The organism is Spiroplasma litorale (genome assembly GCF_001267155.1).
In the GTDB taxonomy this organism is placed as follows: domain Bacteria; phylum Bacillota_I; class Bacilli_A; order Mycoplasmatales; family Mycoplasmataceae; genus Spiroplasma_A; species Spiroplasma_A litorale.
The window spans coordinates 255,603-279,070 of sequence record NZ_CP012357.1 but is presented as its reverse complement, the minus strand read 5'-3'; the positions used below and the strand labels follow the sequence as shown (position 1 = coordinate 279,070).

General features: G+C 29.8%; 16 protein-coding genes, 3 rRNA genes and 1 pseudogene. 1 reads left to right on the top strand and 19 read right to left on the bottom strand.

Translation table 4 applies throughout. From position 1 onward, the window contains the following. Positions 1-9: 9 nt before the first annotated feature. From oppC to mraZ, 6 genes are all read right to left on the bottom strand, one after another. A complete protein-coding gene (oppC, locus tag SLITO_RS01400; protein ID WP_075058006.1) occupies positions 10-972 on the bottom strand; it encodes an oligopeptide ABC transporter permease OppC in 963 nt (320 codons plus the stop codon). A gap of 15 nt (positions 973-987) precedes the next feature. Continuing rightward, on the bottom strand, positions 988-2,208 hold the full coding sequence (oppB, locus tag SLITO_RS01395) for an oligopeptide ABC transporter permease OppB (protein ID WP_075058005.1): 1,221 nt from the start codon (positions 2,206-2,208) through the stop codon (positions 988-990). 218 nt (positions 2,209-2,426) lie between these two features. Next, positions 2,427-3,743: a cell division protein FtsZ gene (gene ftsZ, locus SLITO_RS01390; protein ID WP_235443371.1), complete on the bottom strand. Its 1,317-nt coding sequence runs from the start codon at positions 3,741-3,743 to the stop codon at positions 2,427-2,429. A 14-nt stretch (positions 3,744-3,757) separates the two neighbouring features. After that, complete coding sequence (locus tag SLITO_RS01385; protein WP_075058004.1) at positions 3,758-5,284, bottom strand: hypothetical protein; 1,527 nt, start codon at positions 5,282-5,284, stop codon at positions 3,758-3,760. Further along, positions 5,277-6,230 carry a 16S rRNA (cytosine(1402)-N(4))-methyltransferase RsmH gene (gene rsmH, locus SLITO_RS01380; RefSeq protein ID WP_075058003.1) on the bottom strand — a complete coding sequence of 318 codons (954 nt, stop codon included), beginning with the start codon at positions 6,228-6,230 and terminating at the stop codon, positions 5,277-5,279. The genes SLITO_RS01385 and rsmH overlap by 8 nt, the downstream gene beginning before the upstream one ends. Before the next feature lies 1 nt (position 6,231). Continuing rightward, positions 6,232-6,663, bottom strand: coding sequence for a division/cell wall cluster transcriptional repressor MraZ (mraZ, locus tag SLITO_RS01375; protein ID WP_075058002.1), 432 nt, complete (start codon positions 6,661-6,663; stop codon positions 6,232-6,234). A 238-nt stretch (positions 6,664-6,901) separates the two neighbouring features. On the opposite strand from mraZ, the pseudogene SLITO_RS06300 reads away from it, so the two are divergent. After that, positions 6,902-8,236 (top strand): annotated as a pseudogene (locus SLITO_RS06300) (ISNCY family transposase). Between the two features lie 8 nt (positions 8,237-8,244). Here the strand turns inward: SLITO_RS06300 and SLITO_RS01360 are convergent. The 13 genes from SLITO_RS01360 to SLITO_RS01300 form a co-directional block, all read right to left on the bottom strand. After that, entirely contained in the window at positions 8,245-8,574 is a 330-nt protein-coding gene (locus SLITO_RS01360) for a hypothetical protein (protein WP_075057999.1), read from the bottom strand. 75 nt (positions 8,575-8,649) lie between these two features. After that, positions 8,650-8,826, bottom strand: a complete 177-nt coding sequence (gene rpmF / locus SLITO_RS01355; RefSeq protein ID WP_075058816.1) for a 50S ribosomal protein L32 — start codon at positions 8,824-8,826, stop codon at positions 8,650-8,652. 16 nt (positions 8,827-8,842) lie between these two features. Continuing rightward, positions 8,843-9,331, bottom strand: coding sequence for a DUF177 domain-containing protein (locus SLITO_RS01350; protein WP_075057998.1), 489 nt, complete (start codon positions 9,329-9,331; stop codon positions 8,843-8,845). After that, the gene (pheT, locus tag SLITO_RS01345; protein ID WP_075057997.1) at positions 9,331-11,736 is read right to left on the bottom strand and encodes a phenylalanine--tRNA ligase subunit beta; all 2,406 of its coding nucleotides are present in this window, start codon (positions 11,734-11,736) and stop codon (positions 9,331-9,333) included. Before pheT ends, SLITO_RS01350 begins: the two co-directional genes overlap by 1 nt. Before the next feature lie 11 nt (positions 11,737-11,747). Beyond that, positions 11,748-12,794, bottom strand: coding sequence for a phenylalanine--tRNA ligase subunit alpha (gene pheS, locus SLITO_RS01340; RefSeq protein WP_075057996.1), 1,047 nt, complete (start codon positions 12,792-12,794; stop codon positions 11,748-11,750). Positions 12,795-12,917: 123 nt separating this feature from the next. Then, positions 12,918-13,023: ribosomal RNA gene (rrf, locus tag SLITO_RS01335) — 5S ribosomal RNA — on the bottom strand. Positions 13,024-13,131: 108 nt separating this feature from the next. Beyond that, positions 13,132-16,042: ribosomal RNA gene (locus tag SLITO_RS01330) — 23S ribosomal RNA — on the bottom strand. Between the two features lie 284 nt (positions 16,043-16,326). Continuing rightward, a 16S ribosomal RNA gene (locus tag SLITO_RS01325) occupies positions 16,327-17,847 on the bottom strand. The 16S, 23S and 5S rRNA genes sit together here, the layout of an rRNA operon. Positions 17,848-18,272: 425 nt before the next feature. After that, the gene (locus tag SLITO_RS01320) at positions 18,273-19,031 is read right to left on the bottom strand and encodes an ABC transporter permease subunit (RefSeq protein ID WP_144416392.1); all 759 of its coding nucleotides are present in this window, start codon (positions 19,029-19,031) and stop codon (positions 18,273-18,275) included. 36 nt (positions 19,032-19,067) lie between these two features. After that, positions 19,068-20,060: an ABC transporter ATP-binding protein gene (locus tag SLITO_RS01315; RefSeq protein WP_075057994.1), complete on the bottom strand. Its 993-nt coding sequence runs from the start codon at positions 20,058-20,060 to the stop codon at positions 19,068-19,070. Between the two features lie 847 nt (positions 20,061-20,907). After that, the gene (locus SLITO_RS01305) at positions 20,908-21,837 is read right to left on the bottom strand and encodes an IS3 family transposase (RefSeq protein ID WP_075057992.1); all 930 of its coding nucleotides are present in this window, start codon (positions 21,835-21,837) and stop codon (positions 20,908-20,910) included. 78 nt (positions 21,838-21,915) lie between these two features. After that, positions 21,916-22,071: a hypothetical protein gene (locus SLITO_RS05955; protein ID WP_158500615.1), complete on the bottom strand. Its 156-nt coding sequence runs from the start codon at positions 22,069-22,071 to the stop codon at positions 21,916-21,918. Between the two features lie 119 nt (positions 22,072-22,190). Then, positions 22,191-23,432 carry a hypothetical protein gene (locus SLITO_RS01300; protein ID WP_075057991.1) on the bottom strand — a complete coding sequence of 414 codons (1,242 nt, stop codon included), beginning with the start codon at positions 23,430-23,432 and terminating at the stop codon, positions 22,191-22,193. Between the last annotated feature and the right edge of the window lie 36 nt (positions 23,433-23,468).

Here is a 23,468-nt window from a genome sequence, read left to right as displayed (position 1 = left end):
AATTAAATCCTATCTATGAGTTTTTGGGTCAAGTGAATCAGCAAATACCTTACCTGCTAAGAAAAATAACAATGAAATACCACCAACAAACACTACAGGGATTATCAATAAATGTGGGTAGACTTCTCAGTCAGAACCTAACAATAATTCATTTAATATTGACCCTAAAGAAGCTTGATCTAATGTGTTTGTAACAAATCCAAAATTATAATAGGCAAGCAGAGAATCAAGACCAATTGCAGTTGGAATTGCAAATGTTGAAGTTTGAATTATTATTGGTAGTATTTTTGGTAAAATATTTTTCTTTATTATTTTGTGGTTAGGAGTTCCTAAAACTCTTGATGCAATGTTATATTCAGCATTTCTTATTATAAGAATCTGAACTCTTATAATACTTGCCAGTGTTATTCAACTTGTTAATGATATTGCAAAAATAATAATTGGTAATGTTGAAATGCCTCCAAAAAGAAAAATTATAATTAATCAAAGTATTAAAGAAGGTATTAAAGTTAGAAACCTAGTTGTTTCAATAAATACAATATCTAATTTTCTATAATAACCTCAAATTGAACCAATTATAATACCAATAGATATTTGTACAGCTGCAACAATAAATGTAAAAATAAGCGTTGTTCTAGTACCAATTCACATTTTTAATCACAAATCTTCACCAAATCGGCCTAAACCAAAAATATGTTCTGCACTTGGTGGTGCGATATTAAAAGAAGGCGGATCAACAGGGACTGGTTCTTTACCAATACCAATTGATGAAGCCATTATAATAATAATTACAAGTAAGATAATTGAAACTAAAAATGTTTTTGATTTTAACACTCTTGAAAAAACTGATTTTCAATAACTATATGGTTTATTATTTATTTTTTCAGCTTCTTCAGTTTTACTACCAACTATTTTGAATAAACTTTTATCAATTAGTTCAAATTCATCCTGGGAATATAAATTTTGTTCCATTATAAATACCTCCTTCTATTTAGTAAGTTTAATTCTTGGGTCCATAATTGCAAGCAATAAATCCCCAGCTAAACTTGAAAACACTCCAGCTGAAGCTGAAACAAATATATAACCAAGCACAACATAAGTATCTTTATTAGACACACCATTTAGTATAAATTTACTCATTCCATCAATTGATCAATGTCTCTCAACAAGAATACTTGAACCAAATAAAGTAATTATAAATACTTCAGGAATTGTTTTAACTAATCTAATACTTGCATTTCTAAAGATATGAACATAGAAAACGTATCTTGAGCTTAATCCTTTAGATATAGCAAATTTTGTATAATCTGAGGTCATCTCATCTATTACATATCTTCTTGTATTAACAATAATGAGAGGCATTATCAAAAGCATTACCCCAATGACTGGTCATATTTTAGTACCTAAACCTGAATTTGAATAAGTACCATTAGCTGAAAAACCATATATTGACATTTTATATAATAAAGAAATTAAAACCAATGCAGGTATTGCTGTAATAACTAAGCTAAAACCATTAATTGCACTATCGGTAGCTTTATCTTTATTTTTCGCAGCTAAAATTCCTAAAGGAACCCCTAACAAGTATGATAATGTAACAGCTATACCCCCAACAGTAAATGATACTGGTATAGATTTTTTGAAAGCATCAATAACTGAAGTACCAGGAACACCACCACTAGCTTTATTCATGAATGCCCCTAAATAAAATCAAACTGTCTCTTTATCTCCAACAACTTCAGTACCTACAATTGAAGGATTTTTAATTATTTCTTTTGGTATTATTGGAGTAATATTTCTCAAGTAAATGAACAACTGTTGAAAAACGCTTCCATATGCTCCATATAATTTTTTCTTATTATTTAACAATCTAAAATAATCATCACTACCATATTCAATTCCCAATTTGTCTAAATTAACATCAGAAAGGTATGCTGAATCAGTAGTAACCGCACTTAGCATAATGAATATAATTGAAATAGCTATGTATAAAGTAATAAAAGCATATATTACCCGCTTAATAGAATAACTCAATAGAGGAGATTTTCCCATGAACTCCTTTAAATTGGTTCCTCTTTTTTTGAAGAAGTACTTAAATTTATCAAATTTTCCTTTTTTTGAATCAGATGTTTGATCCATCAAGTCAAGTTCTTCAAAAATTTTATCAACTTTTTCTTCGTTAATGAGATCTTGTTGATCTAATTTCATAATACATTCCTTCCCTTAAAATAAATTAAATTCACATAATTCATGATATTTATTGTAATATAAAGTTAAAAATTGGTATTTAAACCGCAACATAAAAATGTCATTATACATAAATTATATATAAACGGCATTTAACTCCTTAATGATAATAGCAAAGTAGACGTCAAAAATCAACAATACAATAAATTAAAAAAATAAAACAATTTCTTGTTTTATTTTTATCATTTTTTTCTTAAAAATGTTGGGAAGTCACCATCATCATCATCTGTATCTTCAATTTTTTGAGCAACTTGTTTTTGTTCTTGACCATTATCAACTCTATTTTCTTTTCAACGTTCCATACGATTGTTGATTTTGTTTCTATCTTCTTCTGCACGTTTTACAAATTCTGGTCTTTTATCTCCTGAATTAATAAAACTGGTTCTTTGATCATAAACTGTTTCAAGTTCTTCTGCTGTATCATCAGCATATTCTTCTTCATATTTTTCTCTTACTGGTGGTCTTTGTTTTTGTTTTGAACTTACATTTGGAGAAGATTGTCTACTTGATGTTTTTGGAGCGCTTCTTGGAGCCTCAATAGGTTCATATCCTTCATCAAATCCAGTTGCAATAACTGTTACTATTAATTCATCACCTAAATGTTCATTTATTGCAATACCAAAAATAAAGTTTACATCTTCACCACTTGCTTGTTGAACAATATCAACAGCATCATACGCATCATTAAGTGATACATTTTTACCGCCAGTTACGTTTATTATTGCGTCTTTAGCACCTCTAATTGAAGTTTCTAACAATGAAGAAGTAATAGCTTTATTTGCGGCTTCAATAGCTTTATCTTCTCCTGAACCAATACCAATTCCAAACAATGAGTTTCCTTTGCCTTTCATTACAGTTCTAACATCTGCAAAGTCAAGGTTAATTACGGCAGGAACTGCTATTAAATCAGTAATAGTTTGTACACCCTGTTTTAATATGTTATCAGCTTCTCTGAAAGAGTCTTTAACTGGAATTCCACCAATTATATCTAACAATCTATCATTAGAAATTGTAATTATTGAATCAACATATTTTCTAAGTTCATCAATACCTTTAACTGCAAAAGAGTTTCTTAATTTTCCTTCAAATCTAAAAGGTTTAGTTACTATTGCAATAACTAATGCACCTGATTCCATTGCAATTTTTGCTATTTCGGGAGCAGCACCAGTTCCAGTTCCTCCACCCATTCCAGCAGCAATAAAAATCAAGTCTGCACCTGTTAACGCTTTTCTAATTTCTTCTGCTGACTCAATAGCGGCTTGCTTACCAACATCTGGGTTTGCTCCAGCTCCAAGCCCTTTCGAAATTTCTTTACCTAAAATGATTTTATTAGGAACTATACTTGCAGAAAGAACTTGTGCATCTGTATTTGCAATAAAAAAATCTACTCCTTGTACATTGTCTTCAACCATTCTGTTTACAGCGTTACAACCACCGCCACCAACTCCTATTACCTTTATCCTAGCAGTTTGTTTAAAATCCATATTTAAAGCCATATTTTTCACCTTTACTATCTATTTTTTTGTTCGTTTTCTAAGAAACCATTGCCTATTTGTCCATTGTTATTTTTAAATGACGAATCATTTTGATAATGATTGTAATTTTGTCAACTATGATTATTTTGCACTAAATTATTGTTATTTTGTTGAAAATTTAAATTATTTTGTAAATTTTTTTGCATATGAACTCCATTATTAAATGGTCTAGTATTCATGTTATTTATGTTTCTATTTACAATTGATCTTTGAGCTTGATTCAAAGCTCTTGGATCAAGTGTACCCCTATTTAATTGGTTATAATCATGGTAATTAGGGTTAAGACTTGGACTTGGATATTTTATTCCCATATGGTTTTGCTTTTTAATGCAATCATTACTTGTTAATATTTCGCTAGAATTTTTGTTATTAATTCTTGACAACTTTATCATACCACAAATAGATGTTAACCAAATTTCACTAGCTCCGGTTACTAAAGAATAATAAACACTTGATATCGACTTAAATTTACTTCTTTGCAAAATTTTTTCAAATCCTGCAATTTCGGTCATTTTTCCAACATGATGTATTTTAAAATTTTTAGATTCTTTAAATTCTTTTTCTATACAACTATCAGCTTTATCAATTATCCAATTAATTTCTTCTAAAACCGCATTTTTAATTTGTTCAGCTGTCAACTCACTTAATCTTTTTTCACTATTAACATATTTTCGATAAATGGTTGAATCACTATTATTATTTGTTGAGAAATCAAGAAGCTTAAATATATATTTATTTGCAACTTCAAATTTTGAGTTAATTCTTTTTGATAGGCTGTCAATTATATTTTTTATTCCTGAATTTATACTTTCTTTTTTAACCAGAGCTTCTTTGCAAAAATAACCTATATCTACAGTGTTTCATCCTCAGTTAATAGTTACAAAATTTTCTTTAAAAGAAATTTCACTATTAATTTGTCTTGCTATTGAATAAACATCTGTTGAAAATATTAATTTTTCAACTTCTAGGTTTTTTAATAATTCAACAAAAGAATTATGTACTTTTTTGCTAACCGTATATATTTTAGCCATCATAGTAATGCTACTTACATTCGTCGCATTTAATGGAACTACACCTGTTTGAATTTGATTATTTAAATAAAATAGATAAGGTTTAATATTAATAACAACATTTCTATCATCGAAATTAATCCTATTTGCATCCCTATATAAATTATTGATGTGCTCATGTCTGACAATGTTTTCAGGGTGGTTTAGAAAAACGTTTGAAGTTGAGTCTTTTATTTGTAATGTTTTAGAAGGAAAAATTACAGACACTCTCTTAATTTTATCTCTAAAACTAATGTTATATGAGTTAATTAATTTTTTAAGTCTTTGACTAACTCTATTTACGTCAATTATTTCATCGTCTTCAGTCAATCAATTACCTTTTATTCGTTCTTTAAATATAACTTTTAATCCTCTATTATCTCGAAAAACTCCAACTGCAAATTTAATTTCATTTTGAGTTATTTCAATAACACCATAAACTTCTTTATACATTTTTCTCACCTACCTTTTTAATTGCTCATAGCTTTGCACTGTGACTTCTTTTATTATTTTCTAATTCAGATAAACTGGGCTTTATTGGTTTTTTTGTAATAATTTGAAATTCTTTATTTAAACTTATATTAATCGGCAACTTACTGTAAAACTTTTCATTTTCATCAAAAGTTAAATTATTAAAAACTTTTTTAACTACAGTTTCTTCTAAAGAGTGAAAAGTAATAATTACTAATGTACCACCTTTATTTAAAATATTCGCAGCTTGCATTAAAGAGTCTTCTAAAATTTCAATTTCTTTGTTCACAAATATTCTTATTGCTTGGAAAGTTTTCTTTGCAGGGTGTTTTTTTTGTTTTAATATCTTTTGTGGTAATGCAGATTTTATTATATCTACTAGTTCAAAAGTTGTTTCAATAGTCTTGTTTTCCCTATAAGAACATATCTTTGAAACAATATTATGTGCAAATTTTTCTTCTCCGTATTTATAAAGTATTGTTTTCAATTCATTTGCTGATAAATTATTAACAACTTCTCTTGCTGTTAATCCATTTCCTTCCAAATCCATTCTCATATCAAGTTTTGAGTCAAACCTATAACTAAAACCTCTATTTGGATCATCTAAATGAGGACTCGAAACTCCTAAGTCATAAATTAATCCATCTACTTTTTCAACTTTATTTAAAAATAATAGACTTTTTAGATTTACAAAATTTCCCTTTATAATAGTAAAATTACTTGAAATTAATTCAAGTATTTTTTTAGAATATTCAATTGCTTCGCTATCTTGGTCAATACAATAAAGATAACCTTTTTTAATTTTTTTTAATATTTCAGCACTATGGCCGCCTCTACCTAAAGTGCAATCAACATATATTCCATTTTCATTTATGTTTAACAATTCAATTGATTCGTCAAGTAAAACAGATATATGTTTATTTTTCATGTTATTTAACTCCGCCCAGTTTTTCGGCAGCTTCGACAAGCTGATTTTTAACTTCCTTGTCATAAGCCATAAATTTTTCTTTGTCTCATACTTCGATTCATTCACCAGCCCCGGTGATTTGAACCATTTTTTTAATACCTACTTCTTCAAGTAAATTTCCAGGTAGTTTTATTCTACCCGAATTATCAATTTGTACCTCATCAGTTTTTGAAAAAATAGATCTTATTACAGTACGAGCAGAAGAAAGTAGTGAGTTTTGTGCTTGCAAGTTTTTGTAATATTCTTGAAAATTATCAGATGATCTTATTTCAAGACATTGCCCATCAATACTTCTTGTTACGTAAACAACCGCCCCCAGTTTATTACGCATTTTTGAAGGTATAGTAAGTCTAAGTTTACTATCTAAATTGTGTTCAAAACTTCCAAATAGCATATTTCCCCCACTTTCTCCCACACAATATATATTATATACCACTTTATTGTAATTTCAAGGGATTTAACTACTTTTTTAGTGTAGTATTTGTCAATAACATATGATATTTTCCTTATATATAACAAATTAAAATTTCCCAAACTATAATTATTTTATTGGGATGTTTAAAATGAGGAGATATTTAAAAATGAATGAAAAAAAGGGAACGGAAATTATCAAAGACGTTATACATTAAAAAATAACAAAAGAGTCAGCTTCTATAAAGTTATGTCAAACAATTAGAAATGTAAATATATTAATTAATAAATATAAAAAAATTGATTACATAGCTTTTATTCATAAGAATACTGGCAGATTGTCTTGCAAAAGAATTAGCGATGATATTAGTCAAAAAATAATTAAATTATATAAAGATGAATTTTGTGACTATAATTACAAACACTTTCAAGAAAAGTTGCTAGAAAATTATAATATAAAAGTTTCGTATACATATTTACTTAGTTTATTAAAGGAAAATAACATGTATTCTCCAAGAATACATAGAGTAACTAAAAAAATAATTAAACAAGAAATAGCTACAGTTTAAAAAATCAAAATATAAAAAATATAGAAAAAAAAGAGTATTTAAATACTTTATTAAGTATTGAAAATAGTCATCCGATGCAACATAGAAAAACTGAGTTTGGAGAAAGGTTGCAAACAGATGCTTCTGTACATTACTGAATTAAAGAAGAAAAATGATATCTACATGGTTTTATTGATGATGCTACTGGCAAAATATCGGCTTTATATTTTGACACTGAAGAAACTCTTATGGGTTATTACAATATCACAAAGAAAGTTTTGCTTAACTATGGAATTCCTAAAGAAATATTGACAGACAAAAGAACGGTATTTTGAAGTCCAAAAGAAAAGGAGTCAGATCTACATTCTGACTCCTTAACACAATACGGATTTTTGTGTCACAACTTAGGAATAAAATTAACAACATCTAGCGTTCCAAAAACCAAAGGTCGTATTGAAAGGTTGTGAAATACACTTCAAGATCGCCTGCCAAAGGAACTTAAAGAAAATAATATATCAACTATAAACCAAGCTAATTTGTTTTTAGATGAATATATAGATAAATATAATTCACAGTTTTCCCTTCAAATAGAGAATATCACTAATTCTTTTAGATTTTTTGAAGAAACTAAAAATATAGATTTTTATTTATCTAGAAGATTTGAAAGAACAGTAAATAAGGGTTCAACTATAAAATACCAAAATAAGTACTATATTCCGCATTCAAATGGAGGACCAGTATTTTATAAAAATAAAACAAAGATAATGGTTGTTGAGATATTTGATGGAAAACTATATTCAAACTCATATAGCAAATGAATGCCTTTATTAGAAGTGTTACAAAATTCTACTTATAAAGAGGTGTATGAAGATAAAAACCCGGCTGAGATAAATAAAATTTAAGCCAATAAAAACAAGCAGTCCTTGAAAGTATACTAATTGAATATTTTATAAAAACTCAAAAAATAAAGTTTTAGAAAAAATTAATTTGTTATTGACAGGGATTTAACTACTTTTTTAGTGTAGTATTTTGTTCTCAAACGTTGCTATATTCTGCTCCAACTCCTTTAAAATTTGTTTATGACTCAAAAAAAATATGTTTGAGTTTGGATCTTTTAATAAATACTCATTATCTTTTAAAAATAATCCTACAAACATTTTGTAATAAAATTTAAATGACCTAAGTAGATTTATTGCTGTGACCGGATGGGACTTGTTAAGTATATTTGAAAAAGAATTTATATTTATATCCTCGCGAGAATAATCTATATCAATATCTTTAAATGAAAATGTAATTGTAAGCGGTATAATTTGGTTTACCAACTCGTTATATAATGTAAATTTCATATAAACCTCCATTATATATATCGACAGTTTTTTTTTTTTTTTTAAAAAAAAAACTTGCTTATTAAAATGCAAGTTTTAGTCTACTTTTTTTACTTCTTTATTTTTGTAATGTCCACATTCACGACAAACTCTATGTGGTCTTATCATACTACCACAATTTGAACATGAAATAATTGCAGAACTAGCCAACGCTAAATGACTTCTACGCTTATTTTTTGCAGCTTTACTGGTTTTTCTAAATGGTACAGCCATATTTTTCACCTCCGAATTAAAATTTGTAATCTTTAAGTTTTTTTCATCTTTCATCAATTTGATTTTCAGATTCTTTTTCATATTCATCTTCTGTTAGATAAATATAATTACTGCCAACATAAGAGATTTTACCATAATTATTTGTTAAATTTATAGGAATATTTAAAAGTATTTGGTCAATTGCATATTCTTTTATACTAAAATCTTCTTCAATTATTATATTATATTGATCGCTATTCTTTAAATCAAATGTATATTCTTCGTCTCAAACATATATTTGATCATTTAATCAAAAATTAGTTCCATCTCTTGAATCAATTGCATATATATCAGTTTTTATTTTTGCTTTTATAGATAATACAGTACTTATATCATCGAAATTTGCTTCGCCCAATATTGACAAATTTTTTAAAGATATTATTAAATCTCTATTTATTTCTATCTCTTCTTTTCAATTTTCATTAAATTTTATATTTTTTTGTAAATAAAAGTCTTTTTTTAACATTATTTAACCTCTATATTTATCTTATTGAAATTTAATAGTATTTTCTCAAAACTGTCGTTTATCTCAGCATCCGTTAATTGTTTTTCATCTGAGTTAAATTTCAAGCTAATAGTTACTGAGATGCAGTTATTTTTATTAAGTTCATCATCAACATATAAATCAATAAGGCTACAATCTACTAGATTTTTAATTTCCTTAGTTACTTTTGATATAATATCTGAATAAAAACTGTCTTTTTTAAGTATAAATGTAATATCCCTTGTAGAAGATTGATATTTTGAAATTGGTTTTATTATAATATTACTATTTTTATTTTTTTCTAAAGCACTTATGTCCAATTCACACACATAGGTTGTACTAAGTTTCAAAGATTGTTCGTATCTAGGGTTTAATTTAAAAATCACTCCTAATATATCATTTTTGTATAAAACTTTAAAACTTATAAATGGATGTATTTCATTATTTGGTTTTTTTAGCTCCACATAACTCAATTCTTTAGTACTTATATTATAAATAGAAATAATTGATTCAAAAATTCCTTTTATATAGAAAAATGTTGATTTAATTTCAAGATTATTCGCTTTATCTTTAATTATATTTCCAGAAATCAAAATACCTAAATGTTTCATTCTTAGTCCATCAGAATTATAAATGTCCGCAAATTCATAAAGACTTAATTCCTTAGACCCTTTTGTTGCGTTTAAACTTGCTATTTCAATTATTGAGTTAGATAAGTTTGTTCGATAAAACTCTTTAAATTTACTTAAAGGGGACATTACTTTTATTGGATTTAATATATTGAATAAATTTCAGTTTTTTAGGTTTTTTTCAGATATTAAAGAATAAGTTTTAATGTTGTTAAAACCCTTACCATAAAGATATGAATCCACTTTATTTTTAATATTTAAATTTAATTCTTTTTTTATTGGGTTGGCAATTATTTTGGGTGGTACAGATTTTATGTTATCATACCCATAAAGTCTAGCAATTTCCTCACAAATATCTGATTGATTTTCTATGTCTGTTCTATTTGAGTCAATTTTAAAAATAAGCATATCTTCTTCATGAGTAACTTCAAAATCCAAAGTTTTAAATAAGTTTATTATTTCAACAAATGTTAAATTTGTACCAAGTAAAGTGTTAATGTAATTTAATGAAACCTTTATTTTTTTACTATTCAATTCTGGGGTTACTACACTCACTATTCCTGAAGTTTTACTAAAAATATTGTAGTTATATAGTAAGTATAAAAGTCTTTTAGATGCAGGTCCAATCAAATTTTTTGATAAAGGTTTTGTAAATCTTTGAATTGAAGTGTTGTTAGCATTGAATTTTTTTTGCTGATTTCTCATAAAAACATTATTAAAAGATCCAAATATTGCTAATACTTTTTTTGTATTATTAGTAACAAGAAAATCTTCATTTATTTTTATTCCAACTATTCCTACTTCGTTATTTTCAGATAAAATTTGTAAACACTCTTTATCATCTAAAACTGTTTTTTTAATGGTTATATTTTTTGCTTTATCAGCATCTATCAATATAGGTGGCAAACCAGTTTCAATTGACACCATGTTCTGAATATTTTCAAAGAAATTATTTGATTTTTTAACTGAGTTAAATTTTAATCAGATATCATCATTTGAAAATAACTGATTACTGTATTTACCGTTAAATGAAACCACTTCTTTTAAATCTATTACCAAATAAGATAATGAGTCAATAATTTTGTCTGTATTATTATCTACTTTTAGAGTTACGTCATTAACTTTTTCGTCAATTTTAAATTCAAAGTTTTTTGAGTAATCTACAATTTCTTTATCAAAATAATTTGCAATTTCTTTTAATAATTGAAATGCAGCTAAAGCATCACTTCTATTTAAAGTTAAATCAACTTCTCAAACAGAGTCTAAAAAACCAATTTTTTCGAGTGCATTTTCAAAACCAATAAGTTTATAAGTTTCTTCTTTTGTATAAATTTTATATATACCTTCTAACTCTTCATCTATTTGAGATGATTCGTTTAAACCAATTTCAGTTAAAGAACAAATCATTCCTTCTGAAATTTTTCCCATAATTTCTTTTTTTGCTAATTTTTGGCCAGTAGATATTGTTTTACCTGGTTCAGCTCATATAACATAATCACCTTCGGCAATATTCTTTGCACCACAAACAACTGGGGTAACCAAATCTTCACCACTATCTATAAAACAAAAGTTTAACTTGGTATTTTCAATTGGTGTGACACTACCGACGTGAACAATTTTTAATTTGTCGTTTAATTTAGAATAATTTTTATATGATTCGACTTCAAAACCTAATGAATTTAAAGCATTAGTAATTTCTACATCTTTTACCCCTGTAAGATCAATAAATTTACTTAGTCAATTTCTTGTAATATACATTTAATACCTCTCTAGTTTCCAAAAAATGTGAATTGATCTAAAAATCTGACATCATTTTCATATAAGTCTCTTATATTTTTTAAGTTATATTTCAACATTGCGATTCTCTCAATTCCAACTCCAAATGCAAGGCCGGTAATTTCGTTTGGATCTAAACCATTTTGTATTAAAACATTTGGGTCTATCATACCAGAACCCAATATTTCAATAAATCCAGTATTTTTGCAAATCGAACAACCTTTACCACTACAATTTATACATTCTACATCTACTTCTGCTGATGGTTCAGTAAAAGGAAAAAAACTTGGTCTCATTCTAATTTTTGTATTTTCTGAAAATAACCTTTTGCATAAATGCTCTAAAATTCATTTAAGATTTGCAAAACTTATATCTTTACCAATTGCAAAAACATCCATTTGCATAAATTGATGTGAGTGTGTCGCATCATCATCATCTCTTCTATATACATTACCAAAACTCAAAACAGCCATATCTTTCAAATTATTTTTTGCACAATAAGTAAGCATTCTTGCAGTTATGTTTGTAGCATGGGTTCTCAAAACTGTTTTATCATCAATATAAAAAGTATCTTGCATATCTCTTGCAGGATGACCAATTGGCATATTTAATTTTTGAAAACAATATTCATCAGTTTCTATTTCATTTCCATCTATTAATTGATATCCTAATTCTTTAAAAATTTCACACACTTCATTAATAGCAATATTTAAAGGATGTATAGAACCTTGTTTTAAATTAATTCCAGGAAATGTTTGATCAATTTTTTCAACTTCAAGTTGTTTCTTTAAATCTATTAGGTCAAATTTTTCTTGTTGTTCTGTAATTAAAGAAATAATTGAGTTTTTAACTTCATTAGATTTATTACCAACTTCTTTTCTTTCTTCGTTACCAACCTTTTTAATATCTTTTAAAATATTATTTAATTCTGAATCTTTACCTAAATATTTTTTTTTGATAGATTCTAAATTACTTTTGCTAGAAACTTCTGAAATCTCTTTGTTAAATTCTTTTAATATATTATCTATTTTTTTTATCATATACTCACCTTAATTAAAATAATAACATTTATATTAAATAAATAGTTATTTTTAAATATAACCAAATTATTTTTATCTTTGCATTTAAATAAAAAAACCTGCTAATGCAGGTTTTTTTATTTAAACTGGCAACTTCCTATTTTCGCATTATACTATCTTCGGCGTAACTGAGCTTAACTTCTGTGTTCGGTATGGGAACAGGTGTGACCTCAGCACCATAATCACCAGATCTTGTGCTTGAGAGAGAAGTTATTTTAAAAAAATAACTAAATCATTCTCTCAAAACTGAGTATTAGATGTTATATATATCTATAAAGCAATTGTTTATAAGATTCTTTCTTTGAAAGTCCTCGATCTATTAGTATTGGTAAGCTTAACACGTCACCGTGCTTACACACCCAACCTATCAACCATGTGGTCTACATGGGATCTTACTTCTTAAAGAATGGGAAAATTCATCTTAAAGGAGGCTTCTCGCTTAGATGCCTTCAGCGATTATCCTTTCCGCACATAGCTACCCTGCTATGCCACTGGCGTGACAACAGGAGCACCAGAGGTGCGTCCATTCCGGTCCTCTCGTACTAGGAACAGCTCTCTTCAATTTTCCTACGCCCACAACAGATAGGGACCAAACTGTCTCACGACGTTCTGAACCCAGCTCACGTACCGCTTTAATGGGCGAACAGCCCAACCCTTGGAACCGACTACAGCTCCAGGATGCGATGAGCCGACATCGAGGTGCCAAACCTCCCCGTCGATGTGAACTCTTGGGGGAGATTAGCCTGTTATCCCCGGGGTAACTTTTATCCGTTGAGCGACGGCCCTTCCACACGGGACCGCCGGATCACTAAGTCCTGCTTTCGCATCTGTTCGACTTGTAAGTCTCGCAGTTAAGCACCCTTATACCTTTGCGCTCTGCGTACGATTTCCAACCGTACTGAGGGTACCTTTGAGCGCCTCCGTTACTCTTTAGGAGGCGACCGCCCCAGTCAAACTACCCACCAAACACTGTCCCTGACCTGGATAACAGGTCTAGGTTAGAATCTCAATATAACAAGGGTGGTATTCCAAGGATGACTCCACAGCCACTAGCGTGACCGCTTCAAAGTCTCCCACCTATCCTCTACATGTTACACCAAAATTCAATATTAAGTTATAGTAAAGCTCCACGGGGTCTTTCCGTCTAGTTGCGGGTAACCAGCATCTTCACTGGTACTAAAATTTCACCGAGTCTATAGCCGAGACAGCGAAGGGATCATTACACCTTTCGTGCGGGTCAGAACTTACCTGACAAGGAATTTCGCTACCTTAGGACCGTTATAGTTACGGCCGCCGTTCACCGGGGCTTCAATTCAATGCTTCACCGAAGCTAACATCTCCTCTTAACCTTCCGGCACTGGGCAGGTGTCACCCCCTATACTTCGTCTTGCGACTTTGCAGAGAGCTGTGTTTTTGCTAAACAGTTGCCCCTCCCTTTTCACTGCGGCTCACTAAAAGTGAGCACCCCTTCTCGCGAACTTACGGGGTCATTTTGCAGAGTTCCTTAGCTATAGTTATCTCGCTTGCCTTAGGATTCTCTCCTTGACCACGTGTGTTCGTTATCGGTACAGGCACCTAATAAATTAACGCTAGAAGCTTTTCTTGGAAGCGTGGAGTCATGGACTTCGCTACTTGCCGAAGCGTTCACTCCCCATCATACTTCAAGGTTATAGCACGCGGATTTGCCAACGTACACCTCTTTGTATTTAGACCGGCATAACCATCAGCCGGCATCCACTATCCTTCTCCGTCACTCCATCACTTTATTAGGTGGTACAGGAATATCAACCTGTTGTCCATCGACTACGCCTTTCGGCCTCGCCTTAGGTCCTGACTAACCCTGGGTGGACGAACCTTGCCCAGGAAACCTTGGTCAAACGGCATGGGAGATTCTCACTCCCAAACGTTACTCATGCCGGCATAATCACTTCTAACCGTTCCACTAATCCTCACGGTTTAACTTCATTACAGTTAGAACGCTCCCCTACCACTTACATTGCTGTAAATCCAAAACTTCGGTACTATGCTTAAGCCCCGGTACATTTTCGGCGCAGGAGCACTCGACTAGTGAGCTGTTACGCACTCTTTAAATGATGGCTGCTTCTGAGCCAACATCCTAGCTGTCTATGCACTCCCACATCCTTACACACTTAGCATAAATTTAGGGACCTTAGTTGTTGATCTGGGCTGTTTCCCTCACGAGCATGGACCTTATCACCCATGTTCTGACTGCCGAGTATGAAATTATGGCATTCGTAGTTTAATTGTAATCAGTACCCCTAGGTGGGGCCATCATACATTCAGAGCTCTACCTCCATAATCCTAACCTCGACGCTAGCCTTAAAGCTATATCGGGGAGAACTAGCTATCTCCAGGTTCGATTGGAATTTCACCCCTAGCCACAAGTCATCCGCGGTCATTTCAACGAACGTCGGTTCGGTCCTCCATTAGGTTTTACCCTAACTTCAACCTGCTCATGGCTAGATCACCTGGTTTCGTGTCTACGACATCATACTGAACGCCCTATTAAGGCTCGCTTTCACTGCGGCTCCGTGTATTCCACTTAACCTTGCATGATATCGTAACTCGCCGGCTCTTTCTACAAAAAGCACGCCATCACCCATTAACGGGCTCTGACTTCTTGTAAGCATATGGTTTCAGGTACTATTTCACTCCCCTCACGGGGTACTTTTCACCTTTCCCTCACGGTACTGGTTCACTATCGGTAAAATGGTAGTATTTAGGCTTACCCAGTGGTCTGGGTAGATTCCGACAGGGTTTCACGTGCCCCGCCGTACTCAGGATACTCTCTCGAGATTAGTGCATTTCGCATACGTGGGTATCACACTCTATGCCACTGTTTCCCAACAGTTTCTGCTATACACTAATTTTGTAACTCTAACAAGAGTCCTACAACCCCGGCCCGTAGACCGGTTTGGCCTGTTCCGCTTTCGCTCGCCGCTACTGACAGAATCACATTCGTTTTCTTTTCCTCTAGGTACTAAGATGTTTCAGTTCCCTAGGTTCCCTTCAATAACCTATGTATTCAGTTAGAGATGTTATGAGATTAATCATAACGGGTTTCCCCATTCGGACATCGACGGATCAAAACTTACTTCCAGTTCCCCGTCGCTTTTCGCAGGTAGTCACGTCCTTCATCGGCTCCATTTTCCAAGGCATTCACCATATGCCCTTACTATACTTTCTAAAGAAAAACCTTATTGCAAATATAGATAATCTATATAAAATTGAAATTTTAGTTTTCTTAGTAAAACTTTTTAAGTTACTATTACGTTTATATTGAAACGTAAGAAAAATAAAATTGTCTAATTCATCTAATATTCAGTTTTCAAAGAACGATTTCTTTTCAGAAATTGTCAAGTTTGTAAAAAAACTAAAACAATCTCTGAAAACTAGATAGAACCAAGATACAAGCCAAAAGCTGTCTATTAATATTCACTCAGCTTATATATATCTATGTATTACTCCATAGAAAGGAGGTGATCCATCCGCACGTTCCCGTACGGATACCTTGTTACGACTTCACCCTAATCGCTAATCCTACCTTGGTACGCTCTCTCCTTACGGTTAAGATACGTGCTTCTGGTATTACCAACTCTCATGGTGTGACGGGCGGTGTGTACAAGACCCGAGAACGTATTCACCGCGACGTTGCTGATTCGCGATTACTAGTGATTCCGGCTTCATGAAGTCGAGTTGCAGACTTCAATCCGAACTGAGACTGACTTTTTGAGATTAGCTCCCCCTCACAGGATTGCGACTCTTTGTATCAGCCATTGTAGCACGTGTGTAGCCCAGGACATAAGGGGCATGATGATTTGACGTCATCCCCACCTTCCTCTAGCTTACACTAGCAGTCTCGTTAAAGTGCTCAACTTAATGTTAGTAACTAACGATAGGGGTTGCGCTCGTTGCGGGACTTAACCCAACACCTCACGGCACGAGCTGACGACAACCATGCACCACCTGTCTCAATGTTGGCCTCCACTACATCTCTGTAGTTTTGCACTGGATGTCAAGCCCTGGTAAGGTTCTTCGCGTTGCTTCGAATTAAACCACATGCTCCACCACTTGTGCGGGTCCCCGTCAATTCCTTTGAGTTTCACTCTTGCGAGCATACTACTCAGGCGGAGTACTTAATGCGTTAGCTGCAGCACCGACAAATTGCCGACACTTAGTACTCAACGTTTACGGCGTGGACTACTAGGGTATCTAATCCTATTTGCTCCCCACGCTTTCGTGCCTCAGTGTCAATCACAGGCCAGTAGACCGCCTTCGCCACTGGTGTTCCTCCATATATCTACGCATTCCACCGCTACACATGGAATTCCATCTACCTCTCCTGTATTCTAGTTAGCCAGTTTTCAAGGCGGACCAGGGTTGAGCCCTGGGATTTAACCTCAAACTTAACTAACCACCTACGCACCCTATACGCCCAATAAATCCGGATAACGCTTGCCACCTATGTATTACCGCGGCTGCTGGCACATAGTTAGCCGTGGCTTTCTGGTAAGGTACCGTCAAACTAAAAGCATTTCCTCTTCTAGCATTTCTTCCCTTACAACAGAGCTTTACAATCCGAAGACCTTCATCACTCACGCGGCATTGCTTCATCAGGCTTTCGCCCATTGTGAAAAATTCCCTACTGCTGCCTCCCGTAGGAGTCTGGGCCGTATCTCAGTCCCAATGTGGCCGATCAACCTCTCAGTTCGGCTACGTATCATCGCCTAGGTGAGCCATTACCTCACCTACTAGCTAATACGCCGCATCCTCATCTCCTAGCGGTCCAAACGGACCTTTTAACACCTTCTGATGCCATAATGGTGTCGTATGCGGTATTAGCAGTCGTTTCCAACTGTTATCCCCCACTAAGAGGTAGATTAGATACGTGTTACTCACCCGTTCGCCACTGGGTGCAAGCACCCCGTTCGACTTGCATGTATTAGGCATGCCGCCAGCGTTCATCCTGAGCCAGGATCAAACTCTCATTTAAAAAATGTGAAATTTTGATTCATGGCTTATATCTCTTTTTTTTGTTGTTTACTCAAATAATTGAACAATTAATTGTACAAATAATTGGTTGTTCTATCTAGTTTTCAAAGATCGTTTCGTCACTAAAACAATGACAATTAAGAGAATATCACCTTTAATTTCATTAATCAATAGTTTTTATAAAATATTTTTATTTTTTTTAAATTTATTTAATATTTTGCATATTTATATAAAATATACCCATATATGTTTATATTTTAGTCTTATTTCTTATTATATGCTTAAAAATACACAAATAGAGGTATTTTTTTAAAAAAACTTATCCACATATCCACATTGGCAAAACTAAAATTTAGAATAATTTTAGTTTTTTTAAATTTGTAATAAAAAAACTTGTATAAAACTAGTTATTATTTATAAACAAAATTATAAAGATAAATCTTTTTTTGTAAAAATAAAATATGAAGATACATACAACCCAATAGATAAAAACAGCATTATCATATATTGTCCTAAAAAACTAGAAAGTTTGTTAGGATCAATGTTTGAATAATCAAATAAAGTGTTTATAGATAAATATTTCATTCATTCTAATGTTTTATCAGTAGTTGCAACAATTGATAATACTAATGATATTATTACTATCACTCCTATTATTGATAGTGTATGAACGCTTCTATTAAAATAACAACTTGATATAAATCCTATAGAACTAAATAATAAAAGCATTAAAAATAACCCTAAAAACTTAATTCCAAGTTTTAATATATCAAAAAATTCCTGTGCATTTATTCCATATATTAAAATTATTGTAATTATTCACTCTGCAAAAACTGCTATTAATATTAAACTAACTAGGCAAGCTAGTTTTGTAATTAAAATACTTCTTCTTGTTAGATTTGTATTTATTATGTTTGACATAGTCCTTTTTTCTAATTCGCCAGAAATTACAGAACCAGAAGTTACCACAATAAAAACAATTGGTAATAAATACCCTAAATTACCAAAAAACATCATATTTAATATTCTATCGAATTTAATTTTCATTGATAATTTCTCTTTTATCAACTCTAAACCACTAAGATTTTGGTCATAATTAAAACTTCCATTAAATTTCAATGTAATAAAGAAAGTTATCAACATTAATATCGGAATTATAGTTAAAAAAAGTCACAATGTAGACATTCTTTTATATGTTCTTTTTACAAATTCTAATTTTGCTTAATGTTTTGATGCTGGCTTAATATTATGTTCGAATTTATCAATATTTTCTTTAACAAGTGTAGAAACCTCATTTTCATAATATGTCATAAAATACTTTTCTAAGTCTAATGGGTGTTCTTTTAAAAATTCTACTTTTTGTTTTGATATAAATTCTAAAAAATTATTTACATTTTTGTTTTTTACATTAAAAATAAAAATGTTATCTTTAAAAGAATCGATTTTTCATAAATTAGATTCTATAGTTTCAACTTTCATATCTTTTATAAATTTTACTTCATAAGTTTTTTCATTATTATACTTTATATCTTCTATATCTATTAATGATACTATTTTACCTTTTTTAATTATTGCCACAGTATCACATGTTTTTTCAATCTCCGAAAAGATGTGTGATGACATTATTATTACTTTACCTTCATTTTTAGATTTTTTAACAAGAGCAATAAATTTTTCCTGCATTAGTGGGTCTAAACCGGTTGTGGGTTCATCAAGAATGATAATATCTGGATTATGCATTCAAGCGATAACAAGTGCAAGTTTTTGTTTTATACCTTTTGACATTTTTTTTATTTTTAAATTTGGATCAAATTCTCAATATAAAATATTTTGCTTAACTATTTCTCAATTTGTCATATTTCTTAATTTGAACACCATTTTTAATAAATTTAATCCTGTCATATGTTGGGGAAATGCAATTTCTCCTGGTACATATCCTATTATTATTTTTTGTGTATGGTCTTTATCATTTCATGAATCATAAGATATTATGTTTTCAATCTCATTTTCATTTCTTTTTTTTATTATAGAACTTCCAGAGTTAGGTTTAATGAATCCCATTAAAGATCTAATTGTAGTTGATTTTCCCGCTCCGTTAGGGCCCAAATAACCAAATACTCTACCAGGTTTTACAATAAAATTAATATTTTCAATTCCGTAACCTGATTTAAATTTTTTTTCTAAATTTTCAATTTTATTTATATTATTTTTCATATTTCCTCCTTTTTTTTAAAATAATAATATAAATTTATTTTTTGACTTTATCACCATATACGAATTTTATAAAATATATTTTCTTAGTTTTTTTATAATTTATAACTAAATCATTAATTAAAAATCTAGCTTTAATTTTAAATAAAAATAATTTGTAAAGAAAATAAAGTGTAAAATTATAAATAGTTTTTATTGAGTCTAGAAATAGATTTTTGATTTTAAAAATGTGGTTATAAAAATTTCTGATCTTTAAAAAATAATATGATAAATTGTAAGAAATTATATAAAGAACAAAGGTTGCAAATAAAATCAAAAAAAGCGTTGAATTTCATATCAAAAATTTTAAAAAATCATTTCTTCATTGGTTGCTCAAAAATAATTCGTTATTAAAAAAGGCTTTTTGTAAATTTAAGAAATATTCTAAAATTATAATAATTAACAAAATAAGTAATTCAGATTTATTGACTATTCTATTTTTAGACTTTGTAAATTCTTTTTTTAAAGTTTTTTTCAAAAAATATAGTATGGATAAAAATGAAAAAAATCTAATTATTAAGAAAAAAAATTAGAGTTAATCAAGTAACTCATAAATATATTAAAAAATAAGAAAAAATAATTATTAAAAATTAAAAATCTAATAAAAACAAAAAATATAAATATAAGTTTTTTTCTTAAATATTTATTTGTAGAAACATTTAATATCATTATTATTCTCCATTTTATTTAATTTTATATAAAAAAAATAAAAACAAACTTATAAAATAAAAAAATTCTTCTTTATTTAAACTTATAAATGGAAATTTATAAAATAAAAAAACCTTATTGAAATTGTCAATTAAAATTGACATTAAAAAGATACTTTCTCCATACGAATTTCGTATGGAGTTTTTTTATGTTTTAATGAAGGTCTAACATAATTATAAAACTCTATATAGTCTGAGATAATTTTATAAATATTTGAATGATGTAGTTCTTTTACTTTATATGTATATATACATTCATTTTTAAAAGTTCCAAAAAAAGACTCACAGGCACCATTATCTGGTGAATTTCCTCTTCGTGACATAGAAATATTTATATTATTAGTTTTACATAATCTTTCTCAAGTTTCATTTGTATATGGTGATCCTTGATCTGAGTGGATTATATTTGGTGCACCTCTTTTTTTAATGGCGCTTATTAAATTTGTATGACATAATTTATTATTAGGACTAACCGATAACTTTCAATCAATAATTTCTGAATTAAACAAATCCTTTATAACAGATAGATATACGTTTCCATTAATAGTTTTTATATAAGTTACATCTGTTACTCATTTTTCATTTATATTTTTAGATTTAAAGTTTCTATTTAGTAGATTTTCAAATCTTAATGGACCTGATTTATCATAGTTTGGAACTTTCTTTTTCTTTGCTGCTTTTAAACTCATTATTTTCATATATCTATAAACAACTCAAGGGTTTAATCTTTCTTTAAAGTATTTGTTTAAAAATAAAGTTATCATATTATAACCATATCTTTTTTTAAACAAGTAAAAAAGGCATCTTATCTTAATTGCTAAAATTCTATTATAATTTTTATACTTTGGTTTTCCGTTTTTAAGTCATTTTAAATATCCATACCTTGAAACTTTTAAATATAAACAAGATAATTTCAAAGAAAACATTCTTTTAACATTAAAAATGGCGAAGTACTTTTCCTTAGTTGTCTTCGCCAAATGCTTTTTTAAAGCTCTTTCCAGTTTCAAAGCCTCTCTTAATTCTTCAATGCTCATATCATCAGGTTCTTTAAAAATTCAATCATGAGATTTAAATTTTTTGATATTTCCTTTTGCTTGTGTTCCGCTACCTCATTAAAGAGCGCTTTCACCTTTAACTTTCACCTCTGATTTTCATCTTTTAATTGTGCTAGTACTAATATCAAACTTTAATGCCGCATTTAAAATACCAATTTTTTTTGATTCATTAATTATATAAAGTTTTTCGTTTTTTGTTCATTGTTTTGCCATATAAAAAGAACACCTTTCAATAAAATTTTAACAATAAAAGTACTTTTTTACTGTCAATTTTATTTTAGATGTTCATATTTATGCAATAAGAGTTTTAGTTTATAAATAATTAATAAATACTAATCATCTCAATCGATTGTTGATGTTTGTTTAGTTTCTTCATTAATTTTATCTACGCTATTTATTGAATCTGAGAATAAAGTCTTTTTAGGTGAAACTTGTTGGTTTTGGTTTATATTTTCCTTAAATTCCGATACCAACTCAGGTTTATTAACACTTTTGTGATTATATACATCTGTTGCTTGTTTTTTAAGAGCATCTCAAATTCTGTCTGAATCCCCTAAAAATATTTTTCCTTGATAATTTTCATCATAAAGTGGTTTTCTTCTATTTCTATTATCATTAACTTTTTTTGCTATGTTACCTATTGGACCTTCATATTTTTCACCTTTTGAAGATGTGAATCTTCTAGGAACAATAGTTTGTTTATATGGGTCTATTGGACCACTATAAACAAACTCATTGCTTGTAACAAATGTAGTTGGATTTAACTCTTCTGTAATTGTAGGATCTTCTGTGTAATCTTCTAATTCTTCTTGTTTAAAGGGTTCGTCAAAATCAACGTTATCTTCGGTGACTATAGTTTCGGTAATTTCATCCTCTACTTTTGGTGCATAATTCTCAACATCGTCTGGTATAACATTATTATGAAGGTTGTGTTTTAGTTCAGATAACTTATCTGAAATATTGAAAGTTTCTTCATTTGGTGTTGAAGTAAAACTTTCTTCAACCAAATTATCTTTATCTTTGTTTTGTAAATTTACAAACGGTGTTCTTTGTTCAACAACTGGTTGGACTTCATCTGCTTTTGAAACTTGACTTTGTACACTTTTATTTTGAGTTTTTTGTGTTTTGTTTTGATTTGAATTAAATGAATATACCATATACATAATAAAACAAATAGAACTTATAAAAAGAGATATCCCTATTAAAGCATAGTTAAAATTCATATTAAATAAAAGTTTAAAAATAATAGAATAATTTTCATCTAAAAATGTATAAAGCATTAAACCGTTAGCTATTGCAAGTAAAAACATTGCAACTGATCTCACAAAATTGAAAGCTCCTTCAACTTTTGAAAACAAAGAAACCAATCATAAAATAATATTTAATAATATTGTAGTAATTAAAAGCCATTGGAAAATTGTTGGTGAACTTGTACCATATTCGCTACTTTTAAAAATTACAAAATCAATAGCTGACTCTAAACCAATAGTTTTTATAAACAAAAATGATCCTAATAAACCCGCTAATAAACCAATAGGTAAAATTATATTAGTTATTAATTTAATTTTTTTCATTATTCAACCCCATTTGTGTTAACCCACATTAATTAA